Source organism: Pseudonocardia sp., from assembly GCF_025965585.1.
GTDB lineage: Bacteria > Actinomycetota > Actinomycetes > Mycobacteriales > Pseudonocardiaceae > Pseudonocardia.
On record NZ_JAOPWR010000117.1, the window covers coordinates 1 to 17,235 of the forward strand.

Below are 17,235 nucleotides of genomic sequence, written 5' to 3' on the forward strand. Positions count from 1 at the left end.
AGTGTCGCCGCGGCGTCGCGGCCCGGTGTGCCGGCGGCCACGTACGTGGTGACGAGCCGCCCGGGGCCGACGTCCAGCACCGCGGGAACGGGCGGCCCGTCCGGCACGGCGAGCCACCGCAGCCCGGCTGCCTCCGCCGCGTCGTCGCCCGCCTTGACGACCACGGTGCGCCCGTCCGCGAGCTCCACCCGCTCGACGCCGCTGCCGAGGGGGACGCTCCGGACGACCTGCTCGCCGAGGACCGTCACTTGTGCATACGCACCCAGTCGATCATGCCGGGCACGGCCGCCTTCACCTGCGCCAGCACCTCGACGAAGCCCTCGTCGTCGCCGTAGTACGGGTCGGGGACGTCCGCCCCGGCGGGCGAGGCGGGGTCGAAGGAGCGCAGCAGCCGGACGCGGTCGGGCTCGGGCACCTTCGACTGGACGGCGCGGCGATGGGTGTTGTCGAGCGCCACGATGAGGTCGGCGGAGAGCTGCTCGGCGTCGATCTGGCGGGCGACGTGCTCGGCGGGGTAGCCCTCGGCGCGCAGCACGGCGGCGGCGCGGTCGTCGGCGGCCGCGCCGACGTGCCAGCCGCCGGTGCCGGCGCTGGTGACCTGCACGCCGTCGGCGAGCCCGGCGCGTTCCAGCTCGGTGGCGAAGACCTTCTCGGCGATGGGGGAGCGGCAGATGTTGCCGGTACAGACGAAGGTGACGTGAAGGCTCACCGGTGCAGTCTTGCCGACCGTTCGGCCACGCAAAGGACCGGCGCCCACTTCCGGGTGGCGACCGCGGCGACGACCGTGTCCCGTGTCACCTGCCGTTCCCACACGCGGGAGCCGGTGGTCCGGCCGGCCCGTCGCCGTAGGGTGCCTACATGGATCACCGTCATCCGGGAGCTCCCGACGACGTCGCGCCGCTGCGTCACCACGGCGACGTCGACGCCGAGCCCGGGCTGCTCGACTTCGCGGTGAACGTCCAGGGCTCGGGCCCGCCCGGCTGGCTGCGCGACCGCCTCGTCGCCGCCCTGGACGACCTCGGCCGCTACCCCTCGGCCGCGCACGACGCCCGCGCCCGCGAGGTCGTCGCCGCGCGGCACGGGCGCCGGCCCGACGAGGTGCTGCTCCTCGCCGGCAGCGCGGAGGGCTTCGCGCTGCTCCCGGCCCTGCGCCCGCGCCTCGCCGCGGTGCTGCACCCCGGGTTCACCGAGCCGGAGGCCGCCCTGCGCGACGCCGGCGTGCCCGTGACGCGGGTGCTCACGAGCGTCGCGGACGGCCATCGCCTGCACCCCGCCGACGTCCCCGCCGAGGCGGACCTCGTCGTGGTCGGCAACCCCACCAACCCGACGGGCGTGCTGCACCCGGCCGCCGACGTGGCCGCGCTGGCCGCGCCGGGCCGGGTGCTGCTCGTCGACGAGGCGTTCGCCGACGCGATCCCGGGTGAGGGCGAATCCCTGGCCGCGCAACGGATCCAGGGCGTGCTCGTGTTCCGCAGCCTCACCAAGACCTGGGCGCTGGCGGGCCTGCGCGCCGGGTACGCGCTCGGCGAACCCGGGCTGCTCGCCCGCCTCGCCGCCCCGCGCCCGCCGTGGCCGGTGTCCACCCTCGCGTGCGAGGCCGTGATCGCCTGCTGCGAGCCGGCGGCCGTCGCGGAGGCCGAGGCGATGGCCCGGCGCCTCGCCGTCGCCCGGGCCGAGCAGGAGGCGGCGCTGACCGCGGTGCCTGGCGTCGAGGTGCTGCCCGGCCGCGCGCCCTACCTGCTGCTGCGGCTGCCCGACGGCCACGGGGAGCGCGTGCGAGGCGAGCTCCGGGCGTCCGGGATCGCGGTGCGCCGCGGTGACACGTTCCCGGGCCTGGGCCCCGACCACATCCGCGTGGCGGTCCGGCCGCGTGAGCAGGTGGAGCGGCTCGTCGCCGGGCTCCACGCCGCGTGTGCGCGCACGGCGGTCGGGAGCCCGGCATGAGCGCCCGTGTCGGCGACGTCATCGCCGCCCTCGAGGCCGCCTACCCGCCCGCGCTCGCCGCGGACTGGGACGCCGTCGGCCTCGTCTGCGGCGACCCGGACGAGCTCGTCTCCTCGGTGCTGGTCGCGGTCGACCCGGTGCCCGAGACCGTGGAGGAGGCGGCAGACGACCAGCTGCTCGTCACCCACCACCCCCTGCTGCTCCGCGGGGTGCACGGCGTCGGCGCCGACACGCCCAAGGGCGCGCTGGTGCACCGCCTCATCCGCAACGGCACGGCGCTCTTCACCGCCCACACCAACGCCGACTCCGCCGATCCCGGCGTGTCCGACGCCCTCGCGGCCGCGATCGGGCTGACCGTCGAGTCGCCGCTGGTCGGGGTGCCGGAGCAGGCCCTGGACAAGATCGTCACGTTCATCCCGGTGGGCCCGTCGATCACCGCCGTGCACGACGCGCTCTCGGCCGCGGGCGCGGGCAGCATCGGCGACTACAGCCACTGCTCGTTCGCGACGGCGGGCACCGGCCAGTTCAAGCCGCTCGACGGCGCGCACCCCGCGATCGGCGAGGTCGGGCGGCTGGAGCGCGTCGCCGAGACCCGCCTGGAGATGGTGCTGCCGCGCGGGAGGCGGGCCGCGGTGGTGGCGGCGCTGCGGGCGTCGCACCCGTACGAGGAGCCCGCGTTCGACGTGCTGGAGCTGGCCGAGCTGCCGTCGTCGCGGGGGCTGGGCCGGATCGGGACGCTCGCGGAGCCCGAGCCGCTGTCGGCGTTCGCCGAGCGGGTCGCCGCCGGGCTCCCCGCCACGGCGTGGGGCGTGCGCGCGGCGGGCGACCCGGACCGGATCGTCGGGCGGGTCGCGGTGTGCGGCGGTGCGGGCGATTCGGCGCTGGGGGCGGCGACCGCGGCCGGCGTCGACGCCTACGTCACGGCCGACCTGCGCCACCACCCGGCCTCTGAGCACCTCCTCGCGGGCACCCTGGCCGGGCGTCCGACCCCCGCGCTCGTCGACGTGGCGCACTGGGCGTCGGAGTGGCCGTGGTGCGCGCAGGCGGCCGACGTCGTGCGCGCGGCGCTTGGCGGTAGCGTCGAGGTTCGCGTTTCGCGTCGCCGCACGGATCCGTGGACGGTGGCGCCGGACACCGGAAGACAGTCCCAACTGAAGGATGGCTGAATGAAGGCCGACCCCGCCGTCCAACGGCGGCTGCTGGACCTCGCCCAGGTCGACGCCGAGCTCTCGAGGCTCGCCCACCGCCGCCGCACCCTGCCCGAGGTCGCCGAGCTCGTCGCGGCCGAGGCGGCCGTGCGCACCGCCAAGGACAAGCTCGTGGAGGTGGAGACCACCGCGGGCGACCTCGACCGCGACATCCGCCGCATCGAACGCGACGTCGAGGGTGTGCGCGCCCGCACCGACCGCGACAACCAGCTGCTCGCCGGCTCCGGCATCGCCGCCAAGCAGGCCGCCGACCTGCAGCACGAGCTGGAGACGCTCAAGCGCCGCCAGGGCGTGCTGGAGGACGAGCAGCTCGAGATCATGGAGCAGCGCGAGGCCGTCGGCCTGGACGTCGAGCACTCCCGCACCGAGGTCGACGCCGCGGAGCAGTTGGTGGCCGACATCATCGAGCGCCGCGACACCGCCGTCGCCGACATCGACGCGGGTGAGGGCGGCCGACGCCGGGCCCGCGAGGAGGCCACGAAGGGCCTGCCCACCGAGCTGCTCGCCGCCTACGACAAGCGGCGCGCGTCCCAGGGGGTGGGTGCGGCCCTGCTGCAGCAGCGTCGCTGCCAGGCGTGCCGTCTCGAGCTGGACCGCACCGCACTGTCGGAGCTGAAGGCCGCCCCCGCCGACGAGGTGGTGCACTGCGAGGAGTGCGGCGTGATCCTGGTCCGCACCCCGGAGTCGGGCCTGTGAAGCTGATCGTCGAGGCGGACGGGGGCTCGCGGGGCAACCCCGGCCCCGCCGGCTACGGCGCCGTCGTGCTGGACCCCGTCACCGAGGAGGTGCTCGCCGAGCGCGCCGAGGGACTGGGCGTCACCACCAACAACGTCGCCGAGTACCAGGGCCTGATCGCCGGGCTGCGCGCCGCGATCGAGCTGGGGGCCACCGACGTCGAGGTGCGGATGGACTCCAAGCTCGTCGTCGAGCAGATGTCAGGGCGCTGGAAGATCAAGCACCCCGCGATGCAGCCGCTGGCCAAGGAGGCGGGCGGCCTCGTCGAGGAGATCGGCACGGTGCGCTTCGGCTGGATCCCGCGCGCCCGCAACAGCCGGGCCGACGCGCTGGCCAACCAGGCGATGGACGCGCAGGCGGGCCTGTGAGCAGCGAGAACGAGACGGCGATCGGGCCCGAACGCGTCCCTGACGGCCCTGCTCCGGCCACCCCGGACCCCGCGGCGTCGTCCGCGTGGACCGGGCAGGTCGGCGCACCCACCCGCATCCTGCTGCTGCGCCACGGCCAGACCGAGCTGTCGGTCGGCCGCCGGTACTCCGGCCACGGCGACCCCGAGCTCACCGCGCTCGGCCACCGCCAGGCGGCCGCAGCGGCGATGCGGCTGGGCGAGGTGAAGGACATCACCGCGATCCTGTCCTCCCCGCTGCGCCGCGCCCGTCAGACGGCGGCCGCCGTCGCCGAGACGACGGGCACCCCGCTCGTCGTGCGCGAGCGGCTGATCGAGACCGACTTCGGCGCCTGGGAGGGTCTGACGTTCTCCGAGGCCCGCGAGCGCGACCCCGAACTGCACGCCGCCTGGCTCGGCTCCGAGGACGCCGCCCCGCCCGGGGGCGAGAGCTTCGCGGCCGTCGGGCGGCGCGTCGAGGCCGAGCGCGCGGACATCGTCGCGTCCCACCCGGGGGGGACGGTGGTGCTGGTCAGCCACGTGACGCCGATCAAGATGGTGCTGCGCCAGGCGCTCGTGGGCGGCCCGGAGATGCTCTACCGCCTGCACCTGGACCTGGCGAGCCTGTCGGAGGTCAACTTCTACCCGGACGGCGGCGCCAGCGTCCGGTTGGTGAACGACACGAGCTACCACCCGTCGGACTGATCGCCCGCCGCGCAACCCGATGCAGCTCGTCGCCTTCGAGGGGTTGCGCGATGGGTGATCACAGCACCAGCCACAGCGCCACCGCCGCCGCCGCCAGTGCGGGGGGCACCGTCAGCAGGCCCAGGCTGGTGAACTCCCGGATGCTCGGCTGCTTCTCGGCGCCCAGCACCTGCCGCCACAGCAGCGTGGCGAGGCTGCCCAGGTAGGTGAGGTTCGGCCCGATGTTCACGCCCAGCAACACCGCCAGCACCAGCCCGGGCGACGGGTGCGGGCCCAGCACGTCGAGCAGTACGAGCGTGGCGGGCAGGTTGTTGACGACGTTGGCCAGCACGGCCGCGATGCCGGCCATCGCCAGCAGCCCGACCAGCGTCGGGGCCTCGGGGGTGACGATGCGCAGGGCCGCCGTTAGCCCGTTCGCCCCCACCGCCGCGACGACGACGCCCAGCGCCAGCACGAACAGGCAGAACGGGATCGAGGCCGCCTTCACCACGCCGAACGGGGTGATCTCCTGGCGCGCCAGCGCGCGGGCGGCCAGCACGACGGCGCCGACGGTCGCCACCCACACCGGCATGATGCCCAGCGGCGACGACACCCCGAACCCCACCAGCGTCAGCCCGATCACCACCAGCGCGAACAGCGGGGCCGGCCGGTCGTCGGGTTCCGGCGGGGGAGCGGGTCCGCGTAGGTCGGCGCGGAACCACCAGCGCAGCACCAGGTACTCGACGGCGATGCTCACCAGCCACGGCAGCACCATCAGCGCGGTGAACCCGAGGAACGTCAGCCCGGACGCGGCGAACGCGAGCAGGTTCGTGAGGTTGGAGACCGGCAGCAGCGTCGACGCCGAGTTCGACAGGTGCCCGCACGCGTAGACGTGGGGGCGCTCCGGCAGGCGCACACGCGCGGCCGTCGCGAGGACGACGGGCGTGAGCAGCACGACGGTGGCGTCGAGGCTCAGTACGGCCGTGGTTCCCGCGGCAGCGGCGAACACCAGTACCAGCAGCCGCTGGGGTCGCCCGGCCGAGGCCTTCGCGAGGCGGACGCCGAGCCAGGAGAACACGCCCTCGACGTCGGCGAGGTGGCCGAGCAGCAGGATCGCGGCGAGGAAGCCGACGGTCGGCCCGAGGTCCACCACCTCGGCCAGCGCGGTGGGCAGCGACACCAGCCCGAGTGCCACGGCCAGCACGGCCGCCGGCACCGCGACCGCCGCCTCCGGGATGCCCCACGGCCGCGCGACCGCGGTGACGAGCACGGCCAGCAGCAGCAGGGCCGAGACCAGGAGCATCACGTGACGAGCAGATAGATGCCGACCGCGATGCCGAGGACCACCACCGACCAGCGCAGCACGTCCTCCGGCAGCCTGCGCGCGACCCGTGCGCCGAGGAACCCGCCGACCAGGGTGGTCGGGGCGAGCAGCGCCACCGCGAGCCAGTTCACCGGGGCGCCGAACGCGAAGACCGCGACGGTGACGCTGGCGATCACCAGCGACAGCAGGCCCTTGAGTGCGTTGAGCCGCACGAGCGTGTCGTGAGCGCACAGGGAGAGCGTGGCCACGAGGATGACGCCCAGCGCCCCACCGAAGTACCCGCCGTACACGGCCGCGAGGAAGACCGCGGGCAGCAGTACCGCCGTCCGGTCGGGTGAGCCGGCCTCGGGGGCACCGATCCAGCGCTTGATCCACGGCGACAGCCCCAGCAGCACGCTGGCCAGCAGCACCAGGATCGGCACGACGGCGTCGAACACCGCGCCCGGGAGGGTCAGCAGGAGCACGCACCCCACCGCCGAGCCCACGACGGCGACGATCGAGGTCAGGACGATGCGCCGGCGCTGCCCCCGCAGTTCGGTGCGGTTGCCGGCGACCATGCCGACGTAGCCGGGCCACTGCGCCACCGAGTTGGTGACGTTCGCCGCCAGCGGTGGGAAGCCGACCGCCAGCAGAGCGGGGAACACCAGCAGTGACCCCCCGCCGGCGACGGCGTTGACGCCACCCGCCACCAGTCCTGCGAGGAGCAGGAACACCAACCCACCAGGCGACGTGGAGATCACGGCGGCACGCTATCCCGGCGGTCCGCCGCGTGCGTTACGTGGGACACCCCCGGGGGAGCGAGGATGGGGCCGTGGTGGACGAGCCGGATCCGGATCCCGCAGGTGGTGACCCCGTGTGTCGACTCGCGGGGTGGGCGGGCCGATCGGCTCCCCGGCCTCGGTCAGGGGAGCACCTCGTACGTGCGCCAGCCCTCCCCGTCCTTCACGAAGCGGGTCTTGTGCGGCGGGGCGCCGACCTGCCAGAAGTCCATCTGCACCGGCTCGAGGCGGACGGTGGTCCAGCTCGGGGGCATCTCCACGGTGTCGGCCGCCGCGTCGTAGGCCTGCTGCAACGCCCCGGGAGCCAGCGGCTCGTCGGGTGTGAGGTCCTCGTAGACACATGCCAGCACCTGCAGCGGACGGGGGCGGGTGGGGAACGCCGCGCGGGAGGTCGCGGCGTCGAGCTCCGCGGCCGTGCCGGTCAGCACCACCTGCCGGCCCTGCTCGGCCCACAGGAAGACGGCGGACACGCGGGGGTTGGCGGCGATGTCCTTCGTCTTGGTCGTCGGCACCGACGAGTGGAACCGCAGCGAGGTCGCGTCCACGACCGTGGCCAGGACCGTGCGCGCGTGCGGGGCGCCGTCGGCGTCGGCGGTGGCCAGCGTCATCGCCGCGGGCAGGCCGCCCGCCTCGGCGGCCCACCTCGCGAGGACGTCGAGGGGGTTGCCGGCGAGTTCCTCACGCGCCACTGTGCACCACCACCACGACGCACTCCTCGGGGCCGACCTGACGGAAACGGTGTTCGACGGTGCCCGCGTACCCGACGCAGTCGCGCGGCCGCAGGATGCGCACCGTGCTCTCGCCGTGCTCGCGCAGCTCCAGTTCCACCATGCCGCGGACGACGTAGAGAAGCTCGTGGCGGTCGTGGCGGAAGTACTCGGCGAACTCCTCGGAGACGCCCACGAACTCGGTGACGTCGGCGCTCGGTCCGTGCAGCAGCAGCCGGCCACCGCCCTGTGCGCCGACATCGTAGGGGACGGTCTCGCCCTCCGGGTTGTCCGCGAGGGCCAGCAAGGCCTGCTGGGTCGTGCCCAGCGCGCCGGCGATTCGGAACAGCGACCGCATCGACGGCCGGGTGCGACCCAGCTCCAGCTGGGACAGGAACGGTTGCGACAGACCTGACGCGGCCGCAACCTGGACCAACGTCAGCCCGAGATCACGGCGCATGCCGCGGATGGCCTGCCCGAGACGGACGTCGGCCTCACGCTGCAGGGTGCTCTTCACGGTTCACACGTCCGAGGGAAGTCGGTGACGAACACGAAACACGGGTTACCTACGGTCGGCACCTATAGTACCTACATCAATAATCAGCAGGTCAGGAGCAGTAAGCGATGAGAGCCATCGGCCCGCCTGACGGCGCCGCCCAGCTCGCGGGTGAGATGGTCGGAGTCGTGCGCGGGGTCCGGCTCCCCGACGGCACGCTCGGTGACGTCGCGCTGGAGGGTGGCGTCGTCGGGGTGGTGCCGGGCGAGGGCGCCGAGCTCGACGCATCCGGGTGGCGGGTGCTGCCCGCCGCCTGCGAGCCGCACGCACACCTGGACAAGGCTCTCACCGCGCCGCGCGTCGATCCCGGAGCGGGCAACGACCTCGTGGCCGCCATCGAGCAGTGGCGCGCGATCCTGCCCGGCATCGACACCGCCGACGTGCACGCCCGGGCGCTGGCCGCCGTCCACCGTTACGTGGCCCGCGGCATCACCACGATCCGCACGCACGTCGACGTGGCGCGCGAGGGCGACCCCCTGCGCGGCGTCGACGCGCTCGTCGCCCTGCGCGAGCAGCTGCGCGGCCGCGTGACGCTGCAGGTCTGCCTGCTGGCCGGCTCCGAGGCCTCCGACGCGGCGGTCGCCGAGGCCGTGGCCCGCGGCATCGACGTCATCGGCGGCTGCCCGCACCTCGCGCCGGACCCGCACCACGAGGTCACCCGCATGCTCGACGTCGCCGAGCGCACCGGGCTGCCGGTGGACCTGCACGCGGACGAGCAGCTCGACGTCACCCTGCCCGACGAGCGTTTCGACATCGTCGACCTCGCCGAACAGGTGCTCGCCCGCGGCCTGGCGCAGCGCGTCACGGCGTCGCACTGCGTGCGCCTGGGCATGCTGGAGCCCGAGCGGCTCGCCCCGATCCTGGACCTGGTGGCCCGCGCCGGGCTCGGCGTCGTCACGCTGCCGATCACCAACCTCTACCTGCAGGCCCGCGAGGTCACCCACGCCGCTCCGCGCGGGCTGGCGGCGCTCCGGCAGATCCTCGACGCCGGAATCCCGCTGGCCGCGGGAGCGGACAACCTGCGCGACCCGTTCAACCCGGCCGGCCGCGCCGACCCGTTCGAGACGACGTCGCTGCTCATGACGGCGGGCTTCCTCACCGCCGAGCAGGCGCTCGCCGCGGTGACGACGGGCGCCCGCGAGGTGCTGGGCCTCCCGCAGGCCGGCGTGGCCCCCGGCGACGTCGCCGACCTCATGCTCGTGCCCGACACCGAGGCGGGCGACCTGCTCGCGGGCGCCGAGGACGCCAGGATCGTGCTCCACGGCGGCCGCGTGGTCGCCGACACCCGGGTCCACCGCGCGGTGGATCTCCCTCTGCTGATCGCGAGGTGATCACCTTGACGACAACAGCGCCCAGCCGTCCCCGGTTGGTGCTGGACGGCGTCACGAAGCGGTTCCCCACCGGGACGGTCGCACTGACCGACGTCAGCCTGAGCCTGAACCCCGGCGACTTCGTGTCCGTCGTCGGCCCGTCGGGCTGCGGCAAGTCGACGCTGCTGCGGCTCGCGTCCGGCCTCGACGACGCCACCAGCGGCACCGTGGGCGTCGACGCCACATCCACCGGCTACGTCTTCCAGGACCCCACGCTGCTGGAATGGCGCACCGCCGCCCGCAACGTCGAGCTGGTGCAGGAGCTGCGCGGGGTGCCGCGCGAGGAGCGGCGCAGGCGGGCGCAGGAGGTGCTCGACCTCGTCGGTCTCACCGGGTTCGAGCGCCAGTACCCGCGCCAGCTCTCGGGCGGCATGCGCATGCGCGTCTCGCTGGCCCGGGCACTCGTAGCGGAGCCCGACCTCGCGCTGTTCGACGAGCCCTTCGGCGCCCTGGACGAGATCACCCGGCTGCAGATGCAGACCGAGCTGCAGACGATCTTCCGGCTGCGGCGCTTCGCCGGGCTGTTCATCACGCACTCGGTGTCGGAGGCGGTCTACCTCTCCACCCGCGTGCTGGTGATGAGCGGGCGGCCCGGGCGGATCGTGGCCGACGTGCCGATCCCGTGGGAGTACCCGCGCCCGCCCTCGCTGCGCTACGACGCCGAGTTCGCGACTCTCACCGGCCAGGTGTCGGACGCCCTGGGAGAGCACTCTTGACGCGCCCCGCGATCTCCGTCGACGCCGCGCCGCCCCCCACGCTCGAGGCGCCCCCGTCCCTCGCCGTGGCCGGGTCGCCGGGTCGCCCGTGGTGGCGCGGCGCGCTCGTCCGCACGACGACGACCGTCCTGGCGCTCGCCGGCATCGCCGCCGTCTGGTACGCGGTGAGCTACCTCGTGCTGCCGTCCGACCAGCGCTTCCTGCTGCCGCCGCCCGACCAGGCGTACGGCACGGCGCTGTCGAACCCGAACGTCATGGGCCCGATGCTGGAGGGCCTCGGCCGCAGCGTCGCCGTGGCGATCATCGGGCTGGCGATCGCCGTGGTGATCGGCATCGGCTGGGCCGTGGTGATGTCCCAGTTCTCGTGGGCGGAGAAGATCCTCTACCCCTACGCGGTGATCCTGCAGACCATCCCGATCCTCGCCCTGGTGCCGCTCATCGGCATCTGGATGGGCTACGGCTTCCCGGCCCGCATCACGGTCTGCGTGATCATCGCGGTGTTCCCGATGATCTCCAACACCTTCTTCGGTCTGCAGTCGGCCACGGCCGAGGCGCACGACCTCATGACGCTCAACCGCGCCACGCGCGCGCAGCGGCTGCTCAAGCTCCAGTTCCCCGCCGCCGTCCCGTCGATCTTCACGGGGCTTCGCAACGCCGCGGGCCTCGCGGTGATCGGCGCGATCGTCGGCGACTTCTTCTTCCAGCAGGGTTCCCCCGGCATCGGCGGGCTGCTGCGCGTGTACACGCAGCGCCTGTCGATGGAGCCCCTGCTCACCGCCGTCACCCTGACGGCGCTCTTCGGCGTCGCGTTCTTCACCGCGTTCGCCGCACTCGACCGTGCGGTCGTCGGCCGCTGGTACGGCCGGGCGTCACGATGACCCCTCTCCAAGGAGCTCGCATGCGCAGAACAGCCCTCCTGGCCCCGAGGATCGCTGTGGCCCTCGCCGCCGCGCTCGTGCTCGCCGCGTGCGGGTCGGGCACCAGCACCGAGTCGGCCACGGCGGCAGCCCCCACCGCTCCGGCGGGCGGCCCGCTCGACCTCAAGGCGGCTGGTTGCCCGGCCACCGTCGTCATGCAGCAGGACTGGCAGCCCGAGGCCGAGCACGGCGCGATGTACTCGGTCGTCGGCCCCGGCTACACGATCGACTCCGACAAGAAGTCCGTCACCGGCCCGCTCGTCGCGCAGGGCGTCGACACCGGCGTGAAGGTCGAGGTACGGGCCGGCGGCTCGAACACCGGCTTCCAGCCCGTGCCCGCGCTGATGTACATCGACCCGTCGATCACGTTCGGCGCCGTCAACACCGACCAGGCAATCGTCTCCGCCGCCGCGAAGCAGCCGACGGTCGCCGTGACGTCGCAGATGACCGTCAGCCCGCAGATCCTCATGTGGGACCCCGCCAGCCACCCGGGCATGACCACCGTCAAGCAGGTGGCGGGCACCGGCGTCCCCGTCGTGACCTCGGGCGAGATCATCCCCGCGCTGCTGGAGTCGCAGAGGATCATGGCGAAGAGCCAGGCCGACACCAGCTACGACGGCACGCCCGCGCGCTTCGTGTCCGACCCGAAGATCATGCAGCAGGGCTTCGCGACGGCCGAGCCGTACATCTACGAGAACGAGATCGCGCAGTGGAAGAAGCCGATCGGGTCCGAGCCGCTGTCGAACTACGGCTACTCGATCTACCCCGAGCCGCTGGCCGTGCGCTCCGACAAGCTCGCCGAGCTCACGCCGTGCCTGAAGAAGCTCGTGCCGATCATGCAGCAGGCCGAGGTGGACTACCTGAAGACGCCCGGCCCGACCAACGGCCTGATCATCAAGCTCGTCGACTCCTACCAGACCGGCTGGAGCTACACCGCCGGTGACGCCGACTTCTCCGCCGCCACACAGATCAAGGGCGGGTTCGTGAAGAACGACCCGGCTTCGGGCGTGTTCGGCCAGTTCGACCCGGCTCGCATGAAGGACACCGTCGCACGCTTCGTGCCGCTGCTGCAGGCCGCGGGCACCCTGACCGGCCCCGCACCGACCGCCGACTCCCTCTACACCAACCAGTTCATCGACAAGAACGTGAAACTCTCGTGACCACCACCGCCGGACGCACCGCGGCCGCGGCCGCGGCGATCGCGGAGCGCGGGGCGGGCACCGTCTCCACGGAGAAGGGCCTGATCACGACCGTCTCGTCGGACTGGTCGCGGATGTCGCCGGTGCTGCAGGAGAAGGTGCCGCCCGGCCGTTACCTCGCCGACGCGGTGGTGCGGCCGGCCACCGGCCAGGACGTGGCGACGATCCTCCAGGTCGCGTTCGAGCACGACGTTCCCGTCACCCCGCGCGGGGCGGGCACCGGCAACTACGGGCAGGCCACCCCGTTCGACGGCGGCATCCTGCTCGACCTGCGAGGGCTCACCGCCATCTCTGTCGATCACTCGGGTCGCGTGAACGAGGACACCGTCACCACCGGCGCCGGGGCGCGCATGACCGCGATCGACAAGGTCCTGCGCGCCGCCGGACGCGACATCTGGATGTACCCCTCCACGAAGACGTCCACGCTGGGCGGCTTCGTGGGCGGCGGCTCCGCGGGCACCGGCTCGATCGAGCACGGCACGACCAGCGACGGGTTCGTCGTCGCGGCCACGGTGGCGCCGATGGACGGCAGCGGCGAGCTGTTCACCGTGACGGGCGAGGACCTCGTGCCGTTCGTCCACACCTACGGCGTCACCGGCGTGGTCGTCGAACTGGAGGTGCGCACCGATCCCGCACGGGACTGGACGGCCGTCTACGCGGCGTTCGACACCTACGCCGAGCTGGTGGCGGCGCACCGGTCGATGCTGGAGGTGCGGCCGCTGCCGCGGTTGGCGTCCGGCGACGAGCCGGCGCTGGTCCCGACGCTCAACGCTCCCGTGGCCCTGGATCCCACGAAGTTCAGCCTCCGCGTCATCGCCGAGGCGTCCACTTCTGCCCAGGTGGCGTCGCGGGTGCGGGCGGCGGGGGGTGATGTGGTGGCAGAGCTGAACGACTACGCCGAGACCGACCGCCTGTCGGGCATGTCCTACAACCACCCCATCTGGTTCCTGCAGCGGGCGTACCCGGAGCGCACCTGGTTCCACATGGAGACCGGCGGCCTGCCCATCTGGGACGACCCGGAGGCCGTCCGCGCCTGCTACGACGGGCCCGTCCACATGCACCTGGAGATCTTCGCCCACGGCCCCGGCGCGATGGTCGTCGCCGAGTACCAGGGGGAACAGGCGATGCTCGACGGCATCCCGAAGATGGAGGCCCTCGGCTTGGGCGTGCACTCGCCGCACCAGTGGTACGTCGACCGCAGCGTCGGGCTGGCCATCGAGACGGCCAAGCGCACCGACCCGAAGGGCCTGCTCAACCCGGGCAAGCTGACGGCCACGCCGCCCGTCGACACACGCGTGAACATCGGGGTGCGCTGATGAGGTTCATGGACCTGACCTGGCCCGAGATCGCGGCGCTGCCCGCCGACACCGTGGCCGTGCTGCCGCTCGGGGCGATCGAGCAGCACGGGCCGCACCTGCCCGTCTCCACCGACTACGTCACGGCGACGGAGATCGCGGCGGCGGCGGTGGACGTCGCCGAGGCCGACGGCGTGCCCGTGGTCCTGCTGCCCGGGCTGGCGTTCACCAAGTCCGACGAGCACCACGCGTTCCCGGGCTCGATCTGGCTGTCGTGGGACACGCTGATGTCCACGCTGGTCGACATCGGCCGCTCGCTGCAGGCGTCGGGCATCACGCGGCTGCTGTTCGTCAACGGGCACGGCGGCAACTCCGCGCTCGGGCAGGTGGCCAACCGCGAGCTGCGCCGCCGGTTCGGGTTGCGCACGTTCTTCGCCCACCCCGGCTTGCCGGTGGACCAGGGCGGCGGTGGCTCGGCGGCGTCGGAGCTCGGGATGGGGGTGCACGGCGGCCACGGCGAGACGTCGCTGATGCTGCACCTGCGCCCCGGGCTCGTGAAGATGGACCTCGCGGTGCCGAACGTGCCGGAGGTGTTGCAGGAGTTCCAGCACATCGGGTTCGGCAAGCGCGTGTCGTTCGGCTGGACCAGCGACGACTTCGGCACCGACGGCCACGTCGGCGACCCCACCGGTGCCACCGCGGAGGACGGCAAGCGGTTCTTCGCGGGCGCGGTGCCGCTGATGGCGGAGGTCATCGCCGAGGCCCACCGGTTCCGGACGCAGTGAGCCGCACCCTTCCGCGAACTCGGCCGACTGCCCCGCGGCCGACCTGATCGCCATGCCGCCGTGCGTCCGGCGTCCGGATCACCGCGATCATCGGGGCCGCGAACGCCCTCACGGGAATCGCAATCGTCAAACAGTTGGTTGACGATCGGTCGCGCGACCCGCTATGGTCATCGTCAACCGATTGGTTGAGGTGATGCTCGTGCCGGACCAGCTCTCCAAGGTCTTCGCCGCACTGGCCGACCCGACCCGCCGCGACCTGGTGGCCCGGCTCGCGGTCGGCGACGCCACGGTGGGGCAGCTCGCCGCCCCGTACGACGTGTCGGTGCAGGCCGTCTCCAAGCACATCAAGGTGCTCCAGGACGCCGGCCTGGTCCGGCGCGACGGCACGTCGCACCGGCGGCCGGTGCACCTGGACGCCGAGGTCTTCGACCTGGCAACGGCCTGGATCGAGCGCTACCGGCGCCGGGCGGAGGAGCGCTACCAGCGCCTCGACGCCGTCCTGGCCGCGATGAACGAGAACGACCCGGAAGCCGACGAACGACACGAAGGGACCGCATCATGACCTCGTCCACCGCAGCCCGTATCGAGGCCGACCCGACGGTGCCGATCATCCGCATCGTCCGCGACTTCGCGGCCACCCCCGCCCAGCTGTTCCGGGCCCACACCGACCCGGACCTGTTCCGGCAGTGGGTGGGGCCGAACGGGATGGACACCCGGATCCTGCACTGGGACGCCCGCAGTGGCGGCAGCTGGCGCTACGTGGCCGGCCGCGACGGGGCCGAGTTCGGGTTCCACGGCACCTTCCACGACGTGCGGCCCGACCGGATCGTCCAGACCTTCACGTTCGACGGCGACCCGGACGGCGTCGCGCTGGAGACCCTGACGTTCGAGGACCTCGGCGACGGTCGCACGCGCCTGCACGCGCAGTCGCTGGTGGAGAGCTTCGAGAGCCGCGACGCGTGGCTGCGCAGCGGCATGGAGACCGGTATCGCAGAGGGCTACGCCAAGCTCGACCGTCTCGTGGCCGATGGCAGTCTCTGAGCCGTCGCGCCGGCACCGGGAGGTCGCGGGCGCGTTCGGTGAGCGGGTCCTCGGCACCGCGGACTGGGATGCGCCCGCCCCGGTTGCCGGCTGGCGGGCCCGCGACGTCGTCGGCCATCTGACGGAGTGGTTCCCCGCCTTCCTGGCCGCGGGTACGGGGATCGAGCTGCCACGTCCCGCGGGCGCGGACCCGGTCACGGCGTGGACCGCGCACGCGGACGCCGTGCAGGCGCTGCTCGACAACCCGGCGTCCACGCAGCGGGTGCTCCGCAACCCGCACCTCGGCGAGGTGCCGCTGCTCGAGGCCGTCGACCGCTTCTACACCTCGGACGTGTTCATGCACACCTGGGACCTGGCCCGCGCCACCGGCCAGGACGACCGGCTCGACCCGGAGTTCTGCGCCGGGCTGCTGGCCGGCATGGAGCCGATGGAGCAGGTCATCCGGTCCTCGGGCCAGTACGGCCCGCGGGTGCCGGTGCCACCTGGCGCCGACCCGCAGACCCGGTTGCTCGGCTTCATCGGCCGCGACCCGTCGTGGCAGCCGGGCGACGTGCCCAGGCCAGGTACTGCCGGAACCGGCTGATCTCGCCGAGCCCGAGGTGTCCTCCGGCGTGGTCGAGGGGCCACCTCGATGGCCGGATACTGGCGGAGTGCCATGTCCGCCCGCTGACGATCCGGTGTGTCTGTTTCCGGTGGGGTCGCCGGCATCCCGCTGCCGGGCGGTAGAGTTTCGTTGCGGACGAGCTGGCCGGGCGGCCGCGGCGGAGCTCTCGAGCTCCGCCGAGGAAAGTCCGGACTCCGCAGGGCAAGGTGGTTGTCAACGGCAACCCGGGGCGACCCGCGGGACAGTGCCACAGAGAACAAACCGCCTCCCGTGCAAGCGGGCGGTAAGGGTGAAACGGTGGTGTAAGAGACCACCAGCACCCCGGGTGACCGGGGTGGCTAGGTAAACCCCACCCGGAGCAAGGTCAAAAGGGTCCCGTCCTCGGACGGGACCTGCGCAGGCGTTCGAGGGCGGCCCGTCCGAGCCTGCGGGTAGACCGCTCGAGCCCACCGGCGACGGTGGGCCTAGATGGATGGTCGCCGAACGGTGCGCCGCAAGGCGCCCGGGAACAGGATCCGGCTTACAGGCCAGCTCGTCCGCCCCAACCCTGTGAGCTGCAGGAACGGCCTTGATGGTAGTCCGTAGGGCGCATCTGGGGCACATGAGCTCTCGATCTCGTCCGGAGTGATCACCAGCGGACCGTTCAGCGGTGACGCTCCGTGGTCGAGCCGAGAACGGAGTCGATCGCCTCACGGGTCCGGTCGTCCGAGTCCGGACAGAGGTGGGCGTAGGTGTCCAGGGTCTCGGCGGCGGTGGTGTGCCCGAGCCGGCGCTGCACGGTCTTGATCGACTCGCCGTGGCGGATGAGCAGCGAGGCGTAGTAGTGCCGGAGGGTCGTGGAAGCCGGTCCCGCGAGGCGCGCGGACCGCCGCGACGGCCGGGCGCCAGACCTCGCGCGAGAACGCGGTGCGTCGCAGGGCCCGCCCGTCCTCGTCGGTGAAGACCAACCCGTCAGGACGGATCACCGGGTACGTCCGTAGGTGCTC

Annotated in this window: 20 protein-coding genes, 1 other RNA gene and 1 pseudogene; 15 read left to right on the forward strand and 7 right to left on the reverse strand. The window is 73.2% G+C overall.

Annotated features, from left to right (window positions below; genetic code table 11):
• A pseudogene (locus tag JWR81_RS07090) lies at window positions 1-248 on the reverse strand (fructosamine kinase); the annotation flags it as partial.
• A complete protein-coding gene (locus JWR81_RS07095; protein ID WP_297648370.1) occupies window positions 245-709 on the reverse strand; it encodes a low molecular weight protein-tyrosine-phosphatase in 465 nt (154 codons plus the stop codon). The gene JWR81_RS07095 and the pseudogene JWR81_RS07090, both read right to left, overlap by 4 nt.
• A gap of 149 nt (window positions 710-858) precedes the next feature.
• On the opposite strand from JWR81_RS07095, the gene cobC reads away from it, so the two are divergent.
• From cobC to JWR81_RS34270, 5 genes are read left to right on the forward strand one after another with little or no spacing between them, the layout of a single operon-like run.
• Window positions 859-1,944, forward strand: a complete 1,086-nt coding sequence (cobC, locus tag JWR81_RS07100) for an Rv2231c family pyridoxal phosphate-dependent protein CobC (RefSeq protein WP_297648373.1) — start codon at window positions 859-861, stop codon at window positions 1,942-1,944.
• On the forward strand, window positions 1,941-3,110 hold the full coding sequence (locus JWR81_RS07105) for a Nif3-like dinuclear metal center hexameric protein (RefSeq protein ID WP_297648375.1): 1,170 nt from the start codon (window positions 1,941-1,943) through the stop codon (window positions 3,108-3,110). Before cobC ends, JWR81_RS07105 begins: the two co-directional genes overlap by 4 nt.
• Window positions 3,111-3,848 (forward strand): C4-type zinc ribbon domain-containing protein, encoded by a 738-nt coding sequence (locus JWR81_RS07110; protein ID WP_297648377.1) that lies wholly within the window; start codon window positions 3,111-3,113, stop codon window positions 3,846-3,848.
• Window positions 3,845-4,255, forward strand: a complete 411-nt coding sequence (locus JWR81_RS34265) for a reverse transcriptase-like protein (protein WP_367278750.1) — start codon at window positions 3,845-3,847, stop codon at window positions 4,253-4,255. Before JWR81_RS07110 ends, JWR81_RS34265 begins: the two co-directional genes overlap by 4 nt.
• Window positions 4,252-4,977, forward strand: a complete 726-nt coding sequence (locus JWR81_RS34270) for a histidine phosphatase family protein (RefSeq protein ID WP_367278751.1) — start codon at window positions 4,252-4,254, stop codon at window positions 4,975-4,977. Before JWR81_RS34265 ends, JWR81_RS34270 begins: the two co-directional genes overlap by 4 nt.
• A 58-nt stretch (window positions 4,978-5,035) precedes the next feature.
• Here the strand turns inward: JWR81_RS34270 and JWR81_RS07120 are convergent, their stop codons facing one another.
• The 4 genes from JWR81_RS07120 to JWR81_RS07135 form a co-directional block, all read right to left on the reverse strand.
• Complete coding sequence (locus JWR81_RS07120; protein WP_297648463.1) at window positions 5,036-6,259, reverse strand: SLC13 family permease; 1,224 nt, start codon at window positions 6,257-6,259, stop codon at window positions 5,036-5,038.
• Window positions 6,259-7,020, reverse strand: a complete 762-nt coding sequence (locus JWR81_RS07125; RefSeq protein WP_297648379.1) for a sulfite exporter TauE/SafE family protein — start codon at window positions 7,018-7,020, stop codon at window positions 6,259-6,261. Before JWR81_RS07125 ends, JWR81_RS07120 begins: the two co-directional genes overlap by 1 nt.
• Window positions 7,021-7,181: 161 nt before the next feature.
• Entirely contained in the window at window positions 7,182-7,748 is a 567-nt protein-coding gene (locus tag JWR81_RS07130) for a pyridoxal 5'-phosphate synthase (protein WP_297648381.1), read from the reverse strand.
• Window positions 7,738-8,283, reverse strand: coding sequence for a helix-turn-helix domain-containing protein (locus JWR81_RS07135; RefSeq protein ID WP_297648383.1), 546 nt, complete (start codon window positions 8,281-8,283; stop codon window positions 7,738-7,740). Before JWR81_RS07135 ends, JWR81_RS07130 begins: the two co-directional genes overlap by 11 nt.
• Before the next feature lie 107 nt (window positions 8,284-8,390).
• Here JWR81_RS07135 and JWR81_RS07140 point away from each other — a divergent pair, with 107 nt between their 5' ends.
• From JWR81_RS07140 to rnpB, 10 genes are all read left to right on the forward strand, one after another.
• Window positions 8,391-9,653: an amidohydrolase family protein gene (locus JWR81_RS07140; protein WP_297648385.1), complete on the forward strand. Its 1,263-nt coding sequence runs from the start codon at window positions 8,391-8,393 to the stop codon at window positions 9,651-9,653.
• Between the two features lie 5 nt (window positions 9,654-9,658).
• On the forward strand, window positions 9,659-10,408 hold the full coding sequence (locus JWR81_RS07145; RefSeq protein ID WP_297648387.1) for an ABC transporter ATP-binding protein: 750 nt from the start codon (window positions 9,659-9,661) through the stop codon (window positions 10,406-10,408).
• Entirely contained in the window at window positions 10,405-11,286 is an 882-nt protein-coding gene (locus JWR81_RS07150; protein ID WP_297648389.1) for an ABC transporter permease, read from the forward strand. The genes JWR81_RS07145 and JWR81_RS07150 overlap by 4 nt, the downstream gene beginning before the upstream one ends.
• 20 nt (window positions 11,287-11,306) lie before the next feature.
• Window positions 11,307-12,485, forward strand: a complete 1,179-nt coding sequence (locus JWR81_RS07155; protein ID WP_297648391.1) for an ABC transporter substrate-binding protein — start codon at window positions 11,307-11,309, stop codon at window positions 12,483-12,485.
• Entirely contained in the window at window positions 12,482-13,840 is a 1,359-nt protein-coding gene (locus JWR81_RS07160) for an FAD-binding oxidoreductase (RefSeq protein ID WP_297648393.1), read from the forward strand. The genes JWR81_RS07155 and JWR81_RS07160 overlap by 4 nt, the downstream gene beginning before the upstream one ends.
• Complete coding sequence (locus JWR81_RS07165) at window positions 13,840-14,604, forward strand: creatininase family protein (RefSeq protein WP_297648395.1); 765 nt, start codon at window positions 13,840-13,842, stop codon at window positions 14,602-14,604. The genes JWR81_RS07160 and JWR81_RS07165 overlap by 1 nt, the downstream gene beginning before the upstream one ends.
• A gap of 193 nt (window positions 14,605-14,797) precedes the next feature.
• The gene (locus JWR81_RS07170; RefSeq protein ID WP_297648464.1) at window positions 14,798-15,166 is read left to right on the forward strand and encodes a helix-turn-helix transcriptional regulator; all 369 of its coding nucleotides are present in this window, start codon (window positions 14,798-14,800) and stop codon (window positions 15,164-15,166) included.
• Window positions 15,163-15,645 carry an SRPBCC family protein gene (locus JWR81_RS07175; protein WP_297648396.1) on the forward strand — a complete coding sequence of 161 codons (483 nt, stop codon included), beginning with the start codon at window positions 15,163-15,165 and terminating at the stop codon, window positions 15,643-15,645. The genes JWR81_RS07170 and JWR81_RS07175 overlap by 4 nt, the downstream gene beginning before the upstream one ends.
• Entirely contained in the window at window positions 15,632-16,228 is a 597-nt protein-coding gene (locus JWR81_RS07180) for a TIGR03086 family metal-binding protein (RefSeq protein ID WP_297648398.1), read from the forward strand. The genes JWR81_RS07175 and JWR81_RS07180 overlap by 14 nt, the downstream gene beginning before the upstream one ends.
• 157 nt (window positions 16,229-16,385) lie before the next feature.
• Window positions 16,386-16,788, forward strand: an RNA gene (rnpB, locus tag JWR81_RS07185) — RNase P RNA component class A.
• Window positions 16,789-16,892: 104 nt separating this feature from the next.
• Here rnpB and JWR81_RS34275 read toward each other — a convergent pair.
• Complete coding sequence (locus tag JWR81_RS34275; RefSeq protein WP_367278754.1) at window positions 16,893-17,204, reverse strand: tyrosine-type recombinase/integrase; 312 nt, start codon at window positions 17,202-17,204, stop codon at window positions 16,893-16,895.
• Between the last annotated feature and the right edge of the window lie 31 nt (window positions 17,205-17,235).